The 15,531-nt window shown below is 44.3% G+C and carries 11 protein-coding genes; 6 read left to right on the forward strand and 5 right to left on the reverse strand.

The window, feature by feature from the left end; genetic code table 11:
- Nucleotides 1–354: 354 nt before the first annotated feature.
- Nucleotides 355–699 carry a hypothetical protein gene (locus ASG33_RS21580; protein WP_056290610.1) on the reverse strand — a complete coding sequence of 115 codons (345 nt, stop codon included), beginning with the start codon at nucleotides 697–699 and terminating at the stop codon, nucleotides 355–357.
- 160 nt (nucleotides 700–859) lie between these two features.
- Between ASG33_RS21580 and ASG33_RS21585 the strand changes: the two genes are divergently transcribed.
- Together ASG33_RS21585 and ASG33_RS21590 are read left to right on the forward strand one after the other, a co-directional pair.
- The gene (locus ASG33_RS21585) at nucleotides 860–3,151 is read left to right on the forward strand and encodes an ATP-dependent helicase (protein ID WP_056290613.1); all 2,292 of its coding nucleotides are present in this window, start codon (nucleotides 860–862) and stop codon (nucleotides 3,149–3,151) included.
- Between the two features lie 87 nt (nucleotides 3,152–3,238).
- Entirely contained in the window at nucleotides 3,239–4,735 is a 1,497-nt protein-coding gene (locus ASG33_RS21590) for a DUF4301 family protein (RefSeq protein ID WP_056290617.1), read from the forward strand.
- Nucleotides 4,736–4,811: 76 nt separating this feature from the next.
- On the opposite strand, the gene ASG33_RS21595 is transcribed toward ASG33_RS21590, so the two are convergent.
- Nucleotides 4,812–5,285: an Lrp/AsnC family transcriptional regulator gene (locus tag ASG33_RS21595; RefSeq protein WP_015813234.1), complete on the reverse strand. Its 474-nt coding sequence runs from the start codon at nucleotides 5,283–5,285 to the stop codon at nucleotides 4,812–4,814.
- A 188-nt stretch (nucleotides 5,286–5,473) separates the two neighbouring features.
- Complete coding sequence (locus ASG33_RS21600; protein WP_056290620.1) at nucleotides 5,474–6,415, reverse strand: GDP-L-fucose synthase; 942 nt, start codon at nucleotides 6,413–6,415, stop codon at nucleotides 5,474–5,476.
- A 137-nt stretch (nucleotides 6,416–6,552) separates the two neighbouring features.
- Here ASG33_RS21600 and ASG33_RS21605 point away from each other — a divergent pair, with 137 nt between their 5' ends.
- On the forward strand, nucleotides 6,553–7,524 hold the full coding sequence (locus ASG33_RS21605; protein ID WP_229238794.1) for a toxin-antitoxin system YwqK family antitoxin: 972 nt from the start codon (nucleotides 6,553–6,555) through the stop codon (nucleotides 7,522–7,524).
- 4 nt (nucleotides 7,525–7,528) lie between these two features.
- A complete protein-coding gene (locus tag ASG33_RS21610) occupies nucleotides 7,529–9,229 on the forward strand; it encodes a hypothetical protein (RefSeq protein ID WP_056290626.1) in 1,701 nt (566 codons plus the stop codon).
- 1 nt (nucleotide 9,230) lies between these two features.
- Here ASG33_RS21610 and dacB read toward each other — a convergent pair whose 3' ends face one another.
- Together dacB and ASG33_RS21620 are read right to left on the reverse strand one after the other, a co-directional pair.
- Nucleotides 9,231–10,505, reverse strand: a complete 1,275-nt coding sequence (gene dacB / locus ASG33_RS21615; RefSeq protein ID WP_056291167.1) for a D-alanyl-D-alanine carboxypeptidase/D-alanyl-D-alanine-endopeptidase — start codon at nucleotides 10,503–10,505, stop codon at nucleotides 9,231–9,233.
- A gap of 63 nt (nucleotides 10,506–10,568) precedes the next feature.
- Nucleotides 10,569–12,098 carry a glycosyltransferase family 39 protein gene (locus ASG33_RS21620; RefSeq protein ID WP_082489369.1) on the reverse strand — a complete coding sequence of 510 codons (1,530 nt, stop codon included), beginning with the start codon at nucleotides 12,096–12,098 and terminating at the stop codon, nucleotides 10,569–10,571.
- A gap of 85 nt (nucleotides 12,099–12,183) precedes the next feature.
- Here ASG33_RS21620 and ASG33_RS21625 point away from each other — a divergent pair, with 85 nt between their 5' ends.
- Both ASG33_RS21625 and ASG33_RS21630 read left to right on the forward strand, forming a co-directional pair.
- Complete coding sequence (locus ASG33_RS21625; protein WP_056290630.1) at nucleotides 12,184–14,103, forward strand: ATP-dependent DNA helicase RecQ; 1,920 nt, start codon at nucleotides 12,184–12,186, stop codon at nucleotides 14,101–14,103.
- Nucleotides 14,100–15,530 carry a DUF5723 family protein gene (locus ASG33_RS21630; protein WP_229238795.1) on the forward strand — a complete coding sequence of 477 codons (1,431 nt, stop codon included), beginning with the start codon at nucleotides 14,100–14,102 and terminating at the stop codon, nucleotides 15,528–15,530. The genes ASG33_RS21625 and ASG33_RS21630 overlap by 4 nt, the downstream gene beginning before the upstream one ends.
- Nucleotide 15,531 lies beyond the last annotated feature (1 nt).

Here is a 15,531-nt window from a genome sequence, read left to right on the forward strand (position 1 = left end):
AACCTCCCGAAAGAAGCCATCAATGTTTCTAACGAACCTATCTTTTTGCTCTCTTCATCATGTCAAAGAACGTTGCTCTGAAATTCTCAGAACTCGTGGTTGCGATCGTTTTCGCTACCGTTGTTCCCGATTGGGAGTGCAAAAGTGCAGCCTTATTTTTTTAAATGCAACACCCCCGCTAAAATATTTTTTAAACTTTTTGCACCAGCAATATTAACCCCCTGAAAATGAATTCTATCCAGCAAGGAAAGTTTTTAAAGATATTTNCAACACCCCCGCTAAAATATTTTTTAAACTTTTTGCACCAGCAATATTAACCCCCTGAAAATGAATTCTATCCAGCAAGGAAAGTTTTTAAAGATATTTGAAATACTCAATAACATGCATTTTCAACAGGGATTCTTGCTTCATTAAATCGCCTGGTGGCAGCGCGCGATCTAATTTATAGTGGGGCCAGCCGTCACCATCGAGGTATTCAAATGTATAGTACCCCGACAAGCTTAGCACATTACAAATGCCGATATGCATGAGATCTTGTTTCTGCTCCTTTGTAAATCTTTTAGCTCCTTGCCCCAGCTCCTGCACTCCTATAAGAAATAACACGCTATTCAAATCTCCCGGCCTCTTTCCAACCGCGCTCTCCAGTTTATCCAACAAAAATTCCCACTGCGCCTCCAAAGGCTGATCTTCTATATCCATCTAATATATTGGTTTGACACAACCTGCCTAGCATAACTCTTAATGCATCAATCTTGTTCTCGTCATGAAGTATTATTTGACCATAAACTTACGGCTTCTCTGCTACTACCGGAAGAAGCCATTAAATGGTTTTTCCTAACTTTGAGTTTTAGCAAATGGCATGAGCAAATCTGAAAGACAAACAATATCTAATCAAGCGGATTATTTATCAACCCTGAATGAGCCCCAGCGTGAAGCAGTTTTGCACGGAAATGGGCCTCTGATGATCATAGCAGGTGCGGGTTCCGGGAAAACAAGGGTACTTACCTATAGAATAGCGCATTTGATAGGTAATGGCGTGGATCCGTTTCGTATTCTGTCACTGACTTTTACAAATAAAGCTTCCGGGGAAATGCGGCAGCGCATTGAAGGTGCAGTAGGAACAGAAGCGAGAAATATCTGGATGGGTACCTTTCACTCAGTATTCGCGAAAATCCTGAGGATTGAAGCGCGATATCTGGGGTATACCAGTGACTTTTCTATTTATGATACAGATGATTCCAAGTCATTACTGAGAAGTATTATCAAGGAGCTTAACCTGGATGATAAGGTATACAAGGCCAATGTCGTTTTTAACAGAATCTCGGGAGCCAAAAACCGCCTTATTTCTGCTGAAGACTACATTAACAATCCCATTATCCAGGCTGACGATGATGCGGCCAAAATGAAGGAGATAGGAAGATTGTATAAGATCTATGCAACCCGCTGTTTTCAGGCGAATGCTATGGATTTTGACGATCTCCTCTTCAACACGAATGTGCTCTTCCGTGACTTTCCTGATGTACTATATAAGTACCAGCACAAGTTTCAGCATGTAATGGTCGACGAGTTTCAGGATACCAACGTTTCTCAATACCTGATCACGAGAAAGCTGTCAGCAGTTCACCGTAACATTTGTATTGTAGGTGACGATGCACAGAGTATTTATGCATTCCGCGGAGCAAATATTGAGAATATCCTGAATTTCGAGAAAGACTTCCCGGATGTAAAGACAATCAAGCTGGAACAAAACTACCGCTCCACAAGCACGATTGTTGAAGCCGCAAACTCTGTTATCGCTAGAAACAAGGCGCAGCTCGAAAAGAAAACCTTTACACAAAATGAGGAAGGTTCGCTGATCGACGTACTCAAAGCTAATTCCGACAATGAAGAAGGGCGCCTCGTAGCTACTGCAATCTTTGAGGAAAAGATGCAAAAGGCTTTGAGAAACGAAAATTTCGCCATTCTGTACCGTACCAATGCACAATCCCGCTCATTCGAGGAAGCACTTCGAAAGCTTGGGATTAAATACCGGATCATAGGCGGGCAATCTTTTTACCAAAGGAAAGAAATCAAGGATCTGCTGGCTTACCTGAGATTTACCGTAAACCAGCGCGATGAAGAAGCATTCAAGCGGATCATTAACCTTCCGAAAAGAGGAATTGGTGACGCAACCGTCGCGAAAATAGCTGTTACGGCTTCTGAAAATGGAATGGCGATCTGGGACGTCGTCGCTAACATCGGCAAATATGCCACCGGCAGGACTATCACGCCCATTGAACAATTTGGTACACTAATAAAGAGCTTCAAAATACAGGTAGAAGAAGGAAAAGATGCATACGAGATCGCATCTCACATCGCCAAAGCATCTGGTATTTTGCGTGAGTTGTATGAAGACAAGACGATTGAGGGACTGTCCAGATACGAGAACGTTCAGGAGTTATTGAACGGGATCAAGGAATTCGTTGATAGTGAAGAAAACGAAGATAAAACACTAAGCGCTTTTCTACAGTCGGTTTCATTGCTGACCAATGCAGACGAGCCTGACGAAAACGAAGACCACGATCGGGTTACGATGATGACCATCCACTCAGCAAAAGGTCTTGAATTCAGGAATGTATTTATTGTAGGATTGGAAGAAGACCTTTTCCCCAGCCAGATGATGCTGGAAAGCAGGCAGGACCTGGAAGAAGAGCGCCGGCTTTTTTATGTAGCGATCACGAGGGCAGAAAAAAAGCTGACTTTCTCTTACGCCGAAAGCCGCTATCAATGGGGCCGCATTAAAATGTGCGAACCAAGCCGGTTTTTACTGGAAGTGGACCAGCGCTTTTTGAATGTAAATAAAATGACGCAGCATGCATTGGAACGCGACTCGGCGCCTCCGATTACTTCTTTTGTTAAAAACCTGCAAAGAAAACCTGCCCAGCCGGTTGCTTCCGCAGCAGCGGCAGCCCACGTTCCTTCTCCCGACTTTGTACCGAGTGACACTTTCGATCTTGCGGAAGGCGACAAAGTTGAACATTTGAAATTTGGATTTGGGACAGTAACCAAAATGGATGTAAATGGTACAGACCGAAAGGCGACCGTGAAATTTGATACTGTCGGCGAAAAAACCCTTTTACTCAGTTTTGCAAAACTCAGGATACTTAAATAAATAGATCAGGCATAGTTATAGTGTCTTCTCACGCCGCTTTTATAAACTAACATTGCCCTAAAACTTCACTGATTAAACAATAATAGTATGTTCATTGAAAAAGATATAACTCAAATAGAAGAACGTGGAAGTGATATCCGCACTGTCGAAGAGCAGGTTGGATATTTTGTAAATGGATTTCCATTCCTGCAACTTTCCAAGGCTGCGACTGTGGGTGACGGAATTATCAGGCTAACAGAAGACGAAATCTCACAACTGATCAGTGAATTTGATAAAAGCGCTTCCGATGGAGAAGTGTCTTTATTGAAATTTGTACCCGCATCCGGAGCTGCAACACGTATGTTTAAATCGTTGTTCGGCTTTTTGCAGGAAAATAAAAGAGACAAGTCGGTTGACGAATTTTTTGCAAAGCTGAAAGAATTCGCTTTTTACGACGATCTGAAAGCGTCTCTTTTATCTGATGGTTTTCAAATCGAAAGTGCTGATGAACAAACGATTGTATCTTATTTTCTGACTACAAAAGGACTAGGCTACGGAGAGCTCCCAAAAGGATTACTAAAATTTCATAACTACCCTGAACGTTCCAGAACGCCTTTGGAGGAGCATTTGGTTGAAGGTGCAAAGTATGCAAATGCAGGCAGTAACGTTCAAATCCATTTTACTGTCTCGCCTGAGCACAGAGATAAGTTTGAGAAGCTGGTAGTAGAAGTGTTGCCGAGCTATCAAAGCCAGTTTGGCGTGCGCTACATTGTTTCGTTTTCAGAACAAAAAAGCGCTACTGATACCATTGCGGTGAATCTTGACAATTCTCCATTCCGTGAAAAGGACGGTTCTATTTTATTCAGACCAGCCGGTCACGGGGCTTTATTAGAGAATCTGGGCCAGCTTGATGCAGATATTATCTTTATCAAAAACATTGATAACGTTGTTCCTGACCGCATTAAAGGCGACACAATCCAGTACAAAAAGGCGCTTGCCGGTGTTGTTCTTAAATCACAAAAGAGGATTTTCGGCTATATCAACAAGTTGCAGGAAGGCTCGGATGCTGCGCTTTTACAGGAACTTGACGGTTTTTTCCGCAATGAACTTTGCGTGATTCCTCCTGCTGGTTTTGAGTCGTGGGAAGATGAAAAGAAGAAAGCATACTTTATTCAAAAACTGGACAGGCCTTTACGCGCCTGCGGAATGGTTAAGAACCAGGGCGAGCCGGGGGGCGGTCCATTCTGGGCTGAAAATGCAGATGGTTCTTCGTCTCTTCAGATAGTTGAGTCGGCTCAGGTAGACGTAGATAATGCGTCTCAGAACGAGATTTTCAAGAATTCAACGCACTTTAATCCGGTTGATCTTGTCTGTGCGGTTAAGAATTATAAAGGAGAATTATTTGATCTGAAAAAATTCCGAGACCCTTTGACGGGCTTTATTACTGCCAAGTCAAAAGATGGGAAGGACCTGAAGGCGCAGGAATTGCCTGGTTTGTGGAATGGATCAATGGCAGATTGGAACACGCTTTTTGTGGAAGTTCCTTTGATCACATTCAATCCTGTAAAAACAGTAAATGACTTGCTGAGAGAGCAGCATCAGTAGGCAAATATATTTGGCAAAAGCATAAAAATAGCCGCAGAATATTCTGCGGCTATTTTTATGTCGGAAGAAGATCTGATCAAGGTATTGGCAAAACTTTGCTTTCCTTGAAAGTCGATAATATTACCATTGTTTGTGTGCTGGCTACTTCTTCAATTTCATTGATTTTTTCCAGCATCAACTTCTGATAAGTACTGATATCTTTTGAAATAACCCGAAGTAAAAAATCGCCAGTTCCTGTAATGTGGTGGCATTCAATAACTTCTGGTATCGCGTGAATCTTTTCAACAAATGATTCAGTAACAGCTTTACGGTGTCCGACTAATGAAATCTGAACGAAAGTACTAACTCCCAAACCCACTTTCTCAGGTTCAAGCTGAGCGTGATAGCTCTTGATAATACCTGATTGTTCCAGCTTTTTAACGCGCTCCAGCGTTGGCGCAGGAGACAGCCCTATTTCTTTCGATAATTGTGCGTTTGTTATTTTTGCGTTCGTTTGTAAGATCTCCAGTACTTTTCGGTCTATCTGGTCTAACTTAATAATGGCGGACATTTCTCTATGACTAAGTGTTTTACGAGGCCCCGTTTTTTCAGGACGCTGCAAAACTAATTAGTTTCCCGAAGATTCTTATAATTTTATATGGGAAATTTGTCAAAAAAAAGAATTATAGTAGGCCAAAATTGAATTTAGTACTGAAATATTACGCTACGATTGTTTTAAAGGCACTAGTATCTATCACTTTACACTGCATACGTTTCGATTTTTTGTAAAAAATCCTGGTACGTAATCCGGATTCCTTCTTCCAGTTCAATGCTGTGCTTCCAGCCCAGATCATGTAATTTCGAAACGTCCATCAGCTTCCGGGGAGTACCGTCAGGCTTGTCCGTATTCCAGTTGATTTCACCTTCGTAACCCACAATGTCCCGGATCATTTCAGCGAGAGATTTGATCGTTACGTCAGCTCCTACACCAACATTCACAAACCCGGCTTCATCATAATTCTGCATTAAGAAATAGCAAGCATCAGCCAGGTCATCAGCGTGTAAGAACTCCCTTAGCGGCGAACCTGTGCCCCAAAGCTCCACAGAAGGTTTATTTTCTTCTTTCGCCTCATGAAACTTACGGATCATAGCAGGCAAAACGTGTGAGTTATTCAGGTCGTAATTATCATTCGGACCATACAAATTGGTCGGCATTGCAGAAATAAAATTAGAGCCATATTGTGCCCTGTAAGCTTCGCACATCTTAATACCCGCGATTTTGGCAATTGCATAAGGCTCATTGGTTGGCTCCAGAAGACCCGTCAGCAGAGAATCTTCGCGAAGTGGCTGCGGCGCCAGCTTGGGATATATGCAGCTGGAACCCAAAAACATCAATTTCTTGACATCATTGCGGTAAGCACTATCAATTACATTGTTCTGAATCAGCAAATTATCATTCAAAAACTCAGCGCGATAAATGTTATTGGCCATAATACCACCTACTTTTGCAGCTGCCAAAAACACGTACTCAGGTCGCTCCGCTTCAAAGAATGCCCGCACGTCGGCCTGGTTGCGGAGGTCGAGCTCAGAAGATGTTTTCAATACCAGGTTATCGAAACCTTCATTTACCAATTTCCTGTGTATTGCAGAGCCAACCATTCCTCTGTGTCCGGCGATATAAATTTTAGCGCTTTTTTCCACGGTGTTTTTTTAAATTTGTACGTTGAATATCAATATAGAAAAAATCAATTCGTTACAAAAGTAACAATCTTGTTGATAAGAAAAATCCAATTCACATGCAAAGAATCGTTCTGATCTGGGGCCTAATTTCGTGTTGTATGCTTAGGGGGGTGTCCGCTCAGTCCGTTCAAAAGGATTCTACTCCTCCTTCCTGGCTTCCCAAAGAGACTGTCAAGAAAGATACGGCAAGCCGGCCAAAAGGATTAAACTCCTTTATTTCTGGTCTTGATCCCGTTGTAGGTGCTTCATTACCAAGATCAAACGATAAATCTACCAGCTTGTCAACGCTATTCGGGGAAACAATCCCGGATCTGGGGCTGCGGGTTAAAGAGTACAAGAGCCAGAAGAAAGACCGAAAAGCAAGGAAGGAGCGGGCCAAGCTTGCAAAAGTGCAATATAAAGGTGTCCCAATGCAAAGTTTGTCCGTGAAATACGGCAGTGGCGACCGGGCAACAGTGGAATCATTTCATGTATTAAAAGAGTATCAGCCTATCAGCAGCTATGTTCGCGCTACTGAAACGCGCTGGTATGATAGAAAAGGCAAAAAGCTGAGCTCTGCGGTGGTCCAGAAAAAAGACCAGGCGCTTCCGCTTCATGGATCTTATAAAAAGTATAGCGGCGAAAACCTGATAGAGGAAGGCTATTATTATATGGGTGTGAAAGACGGCAGGTGGGTAAAGTATGATGCCAAGTACAACCTGATCGATAAAGCAATCTGGGACCGCGGTTTTCCGGCAGAGTCCCGTATAGCGTATTACGATTCGGCACATACCCAGGTGAAAGAAGTAATTCCGGTTGCATTTGGTGAAATAGAAGGGGAGTATCTCCAATTTTACAAGGAAGGCCAGCTTATGACCAGCGGGAAATACGACGATGGTAAAAAAGTCGGCCGCTGGATTGAATATTATCAGTTCCGTCGCCAGCGGAAAAAAGAAATACAATATCCCAAAACTAGCTGGGATGATGAATTTGAGCCTTTTGTTTTGAGAGAGTGGGACGATAAAGGCAAGCTGCTTTACGATTATACGAAGGATCCCCGCGCTTCGGCCGAAGAGGAAACCGAAAATTAAATTTATGCTTCAAACTCTCCTCCGTTTTGCCAGGGATAAAACCTGGCTTATAGTTTTTCTGTGCATTGCTCCCGTCGTTATTTATGCTTTGGTTTTCAAGTCCATTGCGCTGAATGTCAACTATGTTGCATTCGACGACATTATGATCCTGGGTGTTATTCCACGTTTCGGAAATGCTGACCTCGCCGAGCGCTGGCGGCTGCTGACCGAGCTTTTTCCCGAGCACCGGCTCGTTTTTTCCCGATCGGTAATCCTGCTCCTGCAAGCCATTTTCGGCAAAGTAAATTTGGTGTGGCCTATGATTGTGGCCAATATCTGCTGGGCATTGTGTGCGGTGATTTTCTATCGTGCTTTTTCCCGGTTAAAAGTCTCACTCTGGTATTTTGTACCGGTTATGTGGCTTTGGTTCAATATCCAATCCTTCGAAAATATATTCTGGGGCGTAAGCTCACTTTGCAATTTTGGCGTAATCCTGTTTTTTCTTTTGGCGCTGTACTGCACAGCATTTCATCCCCGAAAAATCATTTTCTCCATAGTATTTGCGCTCGCGGCTACATTTTCTTACGGAAATGGACTGATGGTTTTCCCGGTAATGGCCTTGATGTACCTGATGACTGGCTTTCGCAAGGAGTTCCTGATTACAATTGCTGCGATGATCGCGGTGGCAATCGTCTATTTTATCGATTTTACTCCCATCACCCAAAATCTTGATTTTGGTAATCCGAAGCAGGTAAAAGAAGGTTTCTTCGGCTTCTTTGGATTTATTGGCTCCATTGCCACGCTCTCCGCTTACAATGCTTCTTATACGATGCTTTACCTGGCTTCGGCGACCGGTATGCTCTTCATTGGCGGATTGATTTTCCTGTACAGAAATGAATTTGTAAAACTCTGGGATGCCGCCTGGCTGAAATCGCGCTATGTAAATCAAACTGCGCTTTTTGCAGCCGGAATAGCAGTTTTTGTGGGGATTACGGCGCTTGCGCTGACTTATAAACGCATTCCAACTGACACCTTTGAAGGGATGTTCAAAGGCCGGTACCGCATGTATTCGACGCTTTGGTGTATTGCGCTATACTTTGCGTTTCTGTCTTTTACCAAAATTAATGTGCGGGTAAAGCTGGCTCCGTTTATACTGCTGGCTGCAATCGGTTTGAATCTGGTTATTCTGCACAGCAACTTTGCCGATGCTGTGAACAACCGCCGCGCCGCAATTGCGCAGGAATTTAATGCGCGTTATAATGCAGACTGGCTGGGAATCAGGATGTTTTCAATGGATCAAAGCCACTTTGAGCATATCAGATCCAACTACGGTTCAGCAGACCCGCTTGCCGAAGGCTGGAACCCGCAGTTGAACCTTGCTACAATCCCGTGTGATAGTCTTTACAAGCCAGATAAAGTCGGCAAAATGGGAAATCACATTGTCATCGAATTTCAAAACAGGTTCTTTGACACGAAACAGGATTTTTCTGATGGCGCTTACGTATTGCTCAAATCCGACAAACATACTTACGCGTCACCTCCATTTCAGGCCGCAGTACCGCTGAAAACGACCATTCGCAGACAGATGTACTTCTCGAAAGGTGCATTTGCCAGTTTTCACGAAGCCAATGTGGAACCGGGCATTTACCAGATTTATTTGCTGGTACGTGAAAATGGGCTCAACCGCATTTACTGTACAGGCAGTACCTGGGGTGAAAAGCATTAGTTTAAAACTTTTGGTGCAAGCCGATCAGAATACGTTCTACTTCCTTTCTTACTTCCGAGGTTGGGCGCGTAAAGTTGTTATTCATAAAGCTGAAAACGAGTGTCTTACCTTTTTTAGTGACCAGATAGCCGCTCAGGTTGTAGATATTGCTGAGGCTACCTGTTTTGGCAAAAACAAAAGGCTCGCTGCCTTTGAACAAATTGCTCAATGTACCGCTCTTACCGCCCGTGGGAAGGATTTTAAAAAGCTTTTCCTGCGGCATTTTTGAATGGATCTTCTGTAACAATGCGACAATACTTCTTGGCGTAAAGAGATTATACCTGCTTAACCCCGATCCATCCTTCCAGATCGGCCGATCGGGCAGATCTTTCAAATGATGTTCAATCGCGTGCGTAATTGCTTTTTCGGTATTTAATGGAAGTCCGTTTGCAGATGCGTAAAGTAAGAGGAGCTGCTCCGCGATCATATTGTCACTCACCTGCATCATTCTGGTATACAGCGAGTCGGAGGGAATGCTGTTGACTTTTTGCAGTTCAATGTCCAGTGGAATATTAATCAGTTTAATTTCTTTTTTCAGAGTGTCACTAAGCAGCTGAACAGTCACCAGATCGGTCATGCGAACAGGTACATCCTGCTCCAAACCTTGTGGTACTGCCAATTTGGAATGGTGAAAAACATTTTGAAACTCTTCCCGCTGTATCCCGGAAGCCATTGTATCCAGTACCGCATAATTCTTCCAATAAGCAGGAGATACATGAAAAGGTGCCCCATTACCTGCTTTGAAACGGGCTATATTACCGTGAACGGGCATTGGTGTAACCTCAGCCTGGTAGTAATCGTTGTAATCGCTCCAAGCCCAGCCTGGACCAAAACGTTTATTCTCAAAATTGAATGGTGTGAAAAAAATTGGTTCTTTTCTGCTTTTCAGGAAGTCAAATACCTTGCTGTGAGGTAAGTCGGGATGGAGAAGAGAAGGATCCCCGGTACCGCGAATGATCAGCAGTTCGCCCCATTCCAGATATTCCAGCCCGGGAATGGAGTCGCCCAAGGCGCACAAGCCCGCATAAAAACTGAACAGCTTGGTATTGGAAGCCGGGGTGAAATACTTGTCATCCTGGTAAGCAGCCAGGCTTTTTGTTTCATTGATTCCGAAAATGGAAACTCCGGTATGCTGCTGGCTCAGAACAGGCGAGTTCCTGATTTCTTTGTTGATATAATGCGAAACAGAGCAGCCGGATAATGTGATGATACTGACCAGGAACAGTAGCGTGCGCATGAAAACGATTTGATAATGAATGAAAACAAAGTTAATATTTTCAGACATTTAACGACCTGGTAGTTAGCTGTCGGGCAAAGTAATTTTAATGTTTCGGCTGATCGCCGGCTTTGCAGTAGCAGGTCGCATATTCCTGATCACCAGCAGATAATCGTTTTTCAGAGGTATAATAGAATCCGTTTCTGCATTGAACTGGGGCAGGCAGGTTGAATCAGCAAAAATGTATTTGGAAGTATTTGTGTCGGTCGTAAGTGACAAGCAGTGATAGCGCTGAAAGTTGGCGTGAATGTTTGCGTCCTGAAACAATTCGTGGCACACTCCAATAGTAGCAGAGCGATGCACAAACTTCCGGATCCTGAGCGCATTTCCCGCCATGATATCCTGTTCAATGCGGCTTACCTTGAATGCGGTAAGCGTCCAGCATGCTATGCAACCCACAAGTAATGCAGGCAAAAGCAATTTGCTGTACAGCTGGGAAAATGCTGCGGTTTTTTCAACAAATAATGTGGCAAAGAACAAAGCTGCAAAAGGCAATGCAGGTACCAGGTAATGGGAATACTGTTTGATACTTACCAGCATGGGCAATGTCACGGAGGCGGTGACCAGTAAGGATAGTACACCTATTTGTTTCAATTCTCTTGAAATGGCCACCCGCAGACCAACCAACCAGGCAGCTGCATTTAAAGCAATTAATGCTAACAAATGCGGATATACGTTTCTCAGCAATTCAGTTAGAAGATAAAAGTGGCCAGCCAAACCAACCCCCGTTTTTTCCCGCTTTTGAAGCAAAGCCTGTACAACCTGACCTTCGAAATAAGTACGCATAAAATCGCAGGCAGGTTGGTAGCTCAGCAGAAGCAGGAAGCCTACCAGCAATGTACCGAGCATGGTTACTGTACAAAATAGCGCTTGTTTAATGCGCCTGGTATCAAAACTGATTGTGTAAATTAAGGGGAATGCAAGTGGATAGAGACTTACCGGACCTTTGGTCAGAAAACCGGCAGCAATGCAAATACCAGCGGCAACAGCAAATAAATATCCGTTAAGAATTGCAGGTCTTTTGGTGAAAAAAAGAAGTTGAAAATAGCACGATAGCAGGCAAAATACCGATAAGGTACTATCCAAAAAGTTGTTCGGAATGCTGTACCAAACAGTTTCCATTGCATACCAGCACAAAACAGGCAACCACGAAAATTTCCGCAGCAGGGGTTTGCCGGCCAGCAGCAGGCACCAGATTTTTATGATCAGGAAAATGGAGGAGGCGAGAACAAGCAGATTATAAATGTTCTCTACCACAATAGAATCGCCTATTAAACGGAACATCACCGCCTGCATTCCGAATTGTAATGGAGGGTGACCGGAAAAAAACTCGTGATTGTCGTACGGTAGCCAGAAGGAATGCGCAAAGAAGGGTCGCCAGAAAGAACCTATACCGATTGACATATTCCGGGCAATGGACGCATAGGTTACTCCGTCCATAAACATCGTGTCGTCCATGGATCTTGGCAAAAACGTAATCAGGATAAAACTGATTGTGAAGATCCAGGCAAGTACTTTTATGTACTCGGCCGAGCGCGTTGCCAGATGCATCATAATAACAGTATAGCTTACAGATCACAAACATATCATATTACTTTGTACTAACTTCTTTACAGATAGCAAAAGTTATTTTCCGTAAATGATTGATTTAAGGGCAGTTCTAAAAAGTTATTGGGGGTATGATACATTTCGTCCATTCCAGGAGGACGCGATCAGAACGGTACTGAATGGGATTGATACACTTGTGCTGCTTCCGACAGGAGGAGGAAAGTCTATCTGTTTTCAGGTACCGGTGATGGCAATGGAAGGCGTTTGCATTGTAGTTACCCCATTGATTGCCCTGATGAAAGACCAGGTAGAGCAGCTGAAAAAACGCGGGATACCTGCCGCTGCGATACATACCGGTATGAGCAAGAATGAAATCGACATTACACTGGACAACTGCATTCACGGAAATACCAAATTTCTATATGTATCCCCCGAGCGGCTCAGGACTGATATCATGATTGCGCGCGCGTCGCAAATGAAAATCTGCTTGCTGGCGATTGATGAGGCGCATTGCATTTCAGCCTGGGGGTACGATTTCAGGCCTTCGTACCTGCTTATTTCGGATTTCCGGAAGCGGATACCGGGTGTACCTGTCATGGCGCTCACAGCTACCGCCACGGAAGAGGTACGTGCAGATATCCTCGATAAACTTGAAATGAAGAATGCGCGCGTTTTCAAACAGTCTTTTGCGCGCGCGAACCTTTCGTACTCTGCCTTTGCCGAGGATAATAAGGAAAAAAAAATATTACAGGTACTAAAAAATGTAAGCGGTTCGGCCATTGTGTACGTTAGAACGCGGAAACGCACGAAGGAAATTGCTGACTGGCTCAACCGCCACGGGATTTCTGCCCAGGCTTATCATGCGGGTTTACCTTTTAAAGAACGATCAGAGCGACAATCCGCTTGGATCAAGAACCAGGTGCGTACGGTAGTGGCGACGAATGCATTCGGAATGGGAATTGACAAGCCTGATGTGCGGACAGTGATCCATTTTGATTTGCCAGACAATCTGGAAGCCTATTACCAGGAGGCGGGCAGGGCAGGAAGAGACGAGAAAAAAGCATACGCAGTCGCGCTGTTTAACCAGCTGGAGCTGGGAGAATTGTCAGACAATATCGAAAGACGATATCCGCCCATTGAAATGTTGCGAAGGGTTTATCAATCTCTCGCCAATTACTACCAGGTGCCGGTGGGCAGCGGTGAAATGAGCGGTTACAGCTTCGATATACAAGATTTCACAGGCATTTTCGGACTGGCTCCCAACGAAACGCATTACGCACTCAAACTACTTGAAGAAGAAGGGTTTATTCAGCTGAGTGAAAATTTTAGTGATCCGTCGCGCGTACACTTCCTGGTCGACAACCGGGAATTATACGATTTTCAGATACGCTACCAGGAATTCGATTCGTTTATCAAAGTGATTTTGCGGCTATATGGCGGCGAGGTTTTTACGGAATATGTCCGGATTTCGGAAGTGGAAATAGCGCAGGTATATTTTGCCCCGGAAGCGGAGGTAATCAAAAAACTGAAATTTCTGGCTGAGCGCGATATACTTGATTACCAGCCGAGGAGAGACAAACCGCAGCTTACATTTATGACGCCGCGGTACGACGCCGGTCTGTTGCCGCTAAATGTTTTTGAAATACAAAGAAAAAAAGAAAGAGACCTTACCAAAGCCAGCGCAGTGGCCAGGTATGCTTCACACACCCGGATATGCCGCACATTGCTGCTTTTGGAATACTTTAATGAGTTCGACGCGGAAGAATGCGGGATTTGTGATATCTGTATTAAAAAGAAAAAATATGAAGCTGCCGGCGAAGACACTCTGCCACTCAGGATCATTCAGCACATTACAAATGAAGGCCTGATCACACCTGTAAAACTAAGTCACGCATTTGAGGATACCGACGAAAGTATTTTCCTGAAAACGTTACAAACCTTGCTTGAAGAGGAGGTTGTCCGATACGATGCCTCCGGAAATTTGTCCATTACTAACAAAGCTCAACATTGAAAAAGTCCGCACTTTACTCAGCACTATTCCTTTCAGTATTTTCAACAGCAACTTTCGCACAGCAGATCCCCGGCTTAACCACCAGCAATTACGGCGGGATCTATCGTGCTACCTACAACCCATCCGTCCTCGGTGGGCCGAAGCACAAGTGGCAGATTAACATTGTGACCCTGGGTGGTAGCATTAACTATCGCTATTTCAGGTTTTTGGGTGAAAATTCCTTGCTCTATCCGCTACTTACCCCGCATTCGACCAAAGAACTCTACGGGCGATCTCGTACAATGGGCTCGCTTTCCCACGAAGATCCGATCCATGTTGCAAGTGAAATCCGCTGGCCGTCGGCAATGATCTCGCTTGGTAAGTACCAGGGACTTGCCTTGCAGTTCCGTACAAGAGGTTACGTGCTCGCCAACCATATTCCGGGAGCAGTTCGCAATCTGTATTTTCACAGGCTCGACACCGGCAGTACCCCGTCAGTAACCAATGAAGAATGGGGCGATTTCAATATTGTTCAGCAAAGCTTTTCAGATGTAAGCTTGTCGTACGGAGCACAAATACTTGATCTTGAATCCCATAAAGTCAAAGTAGGCGCCACTGTCAAACGTGTTTTCGGGGCGCGTGTGGGTTACCTGGCAGGTTCCGTGGATCGTTTCAGCATTACACCACAAGCAGCAAACAGCGACATCAGTGATCTGTCAATCAGTGGATTTACCTATGAAAGTGGATACAGTGCGCCCAATCGGGGAGTATCGCTCGGCAACTTGTTCAATTCTGACAAGTATGGTTCGGGCTGGGGTTATGATCTGGGCTTTACCTATGAGCTGGGATCTTACTGGGGGAAATCCAAGGAAGTGTTCGACGAAAGTCCCGAATACCTGATCAGACTTGGTGCATCTTTAACGGATATTGGTTCGATCCGGTACAAAACAAAGGATTCCAGGGTAGAACGTGGCCGTCAGGCTAATGCATTGATAGGGCAGACAGAGCTGGAAACCATCGCTGACAAGGGTGTAGAAGGGTTTATGAGCCTTTACGCAGCAGAGTCGGATTCTACTTTTTATAAAACAGTGCGCCTTCCTCAGGCACTGCATCTGGAAGCCGACATTCAGTTGGTAAAAGGATTTTTTGTGACCTTATCCCAAACAAAGCGGTTTAAAGAAAGATCGGGCGAGTATCTGGACATTTATCAACCTAATGTTTTCACAATTACGCCAAGATTTGAGGATGAAGACTCGGATTTTGCCTTTCCTATTTCATTTATAGATGGCAACAACCGGCCTTCGATCGGAGCAGTTGGCCATTTCGGACCTATATTCCTGGGGTTAAGCAGCGTAAACGGGCTCTGGAAAAGGGGAGGAGCAAGAGGAAGTATGGTTTACCTCGGGTTCACAGCGTGGAAATTAAATCGTAAAAAAGACAAAGATTGAT

This window comes from Dyadobacter sp. Leaf189 (genome assembly GCF_001424405.1).
Lineage (GTDB): Bacteria > Bacteroidota > Bacteroidia > Cytophagales > Spirosomataceae > Dyadobacter.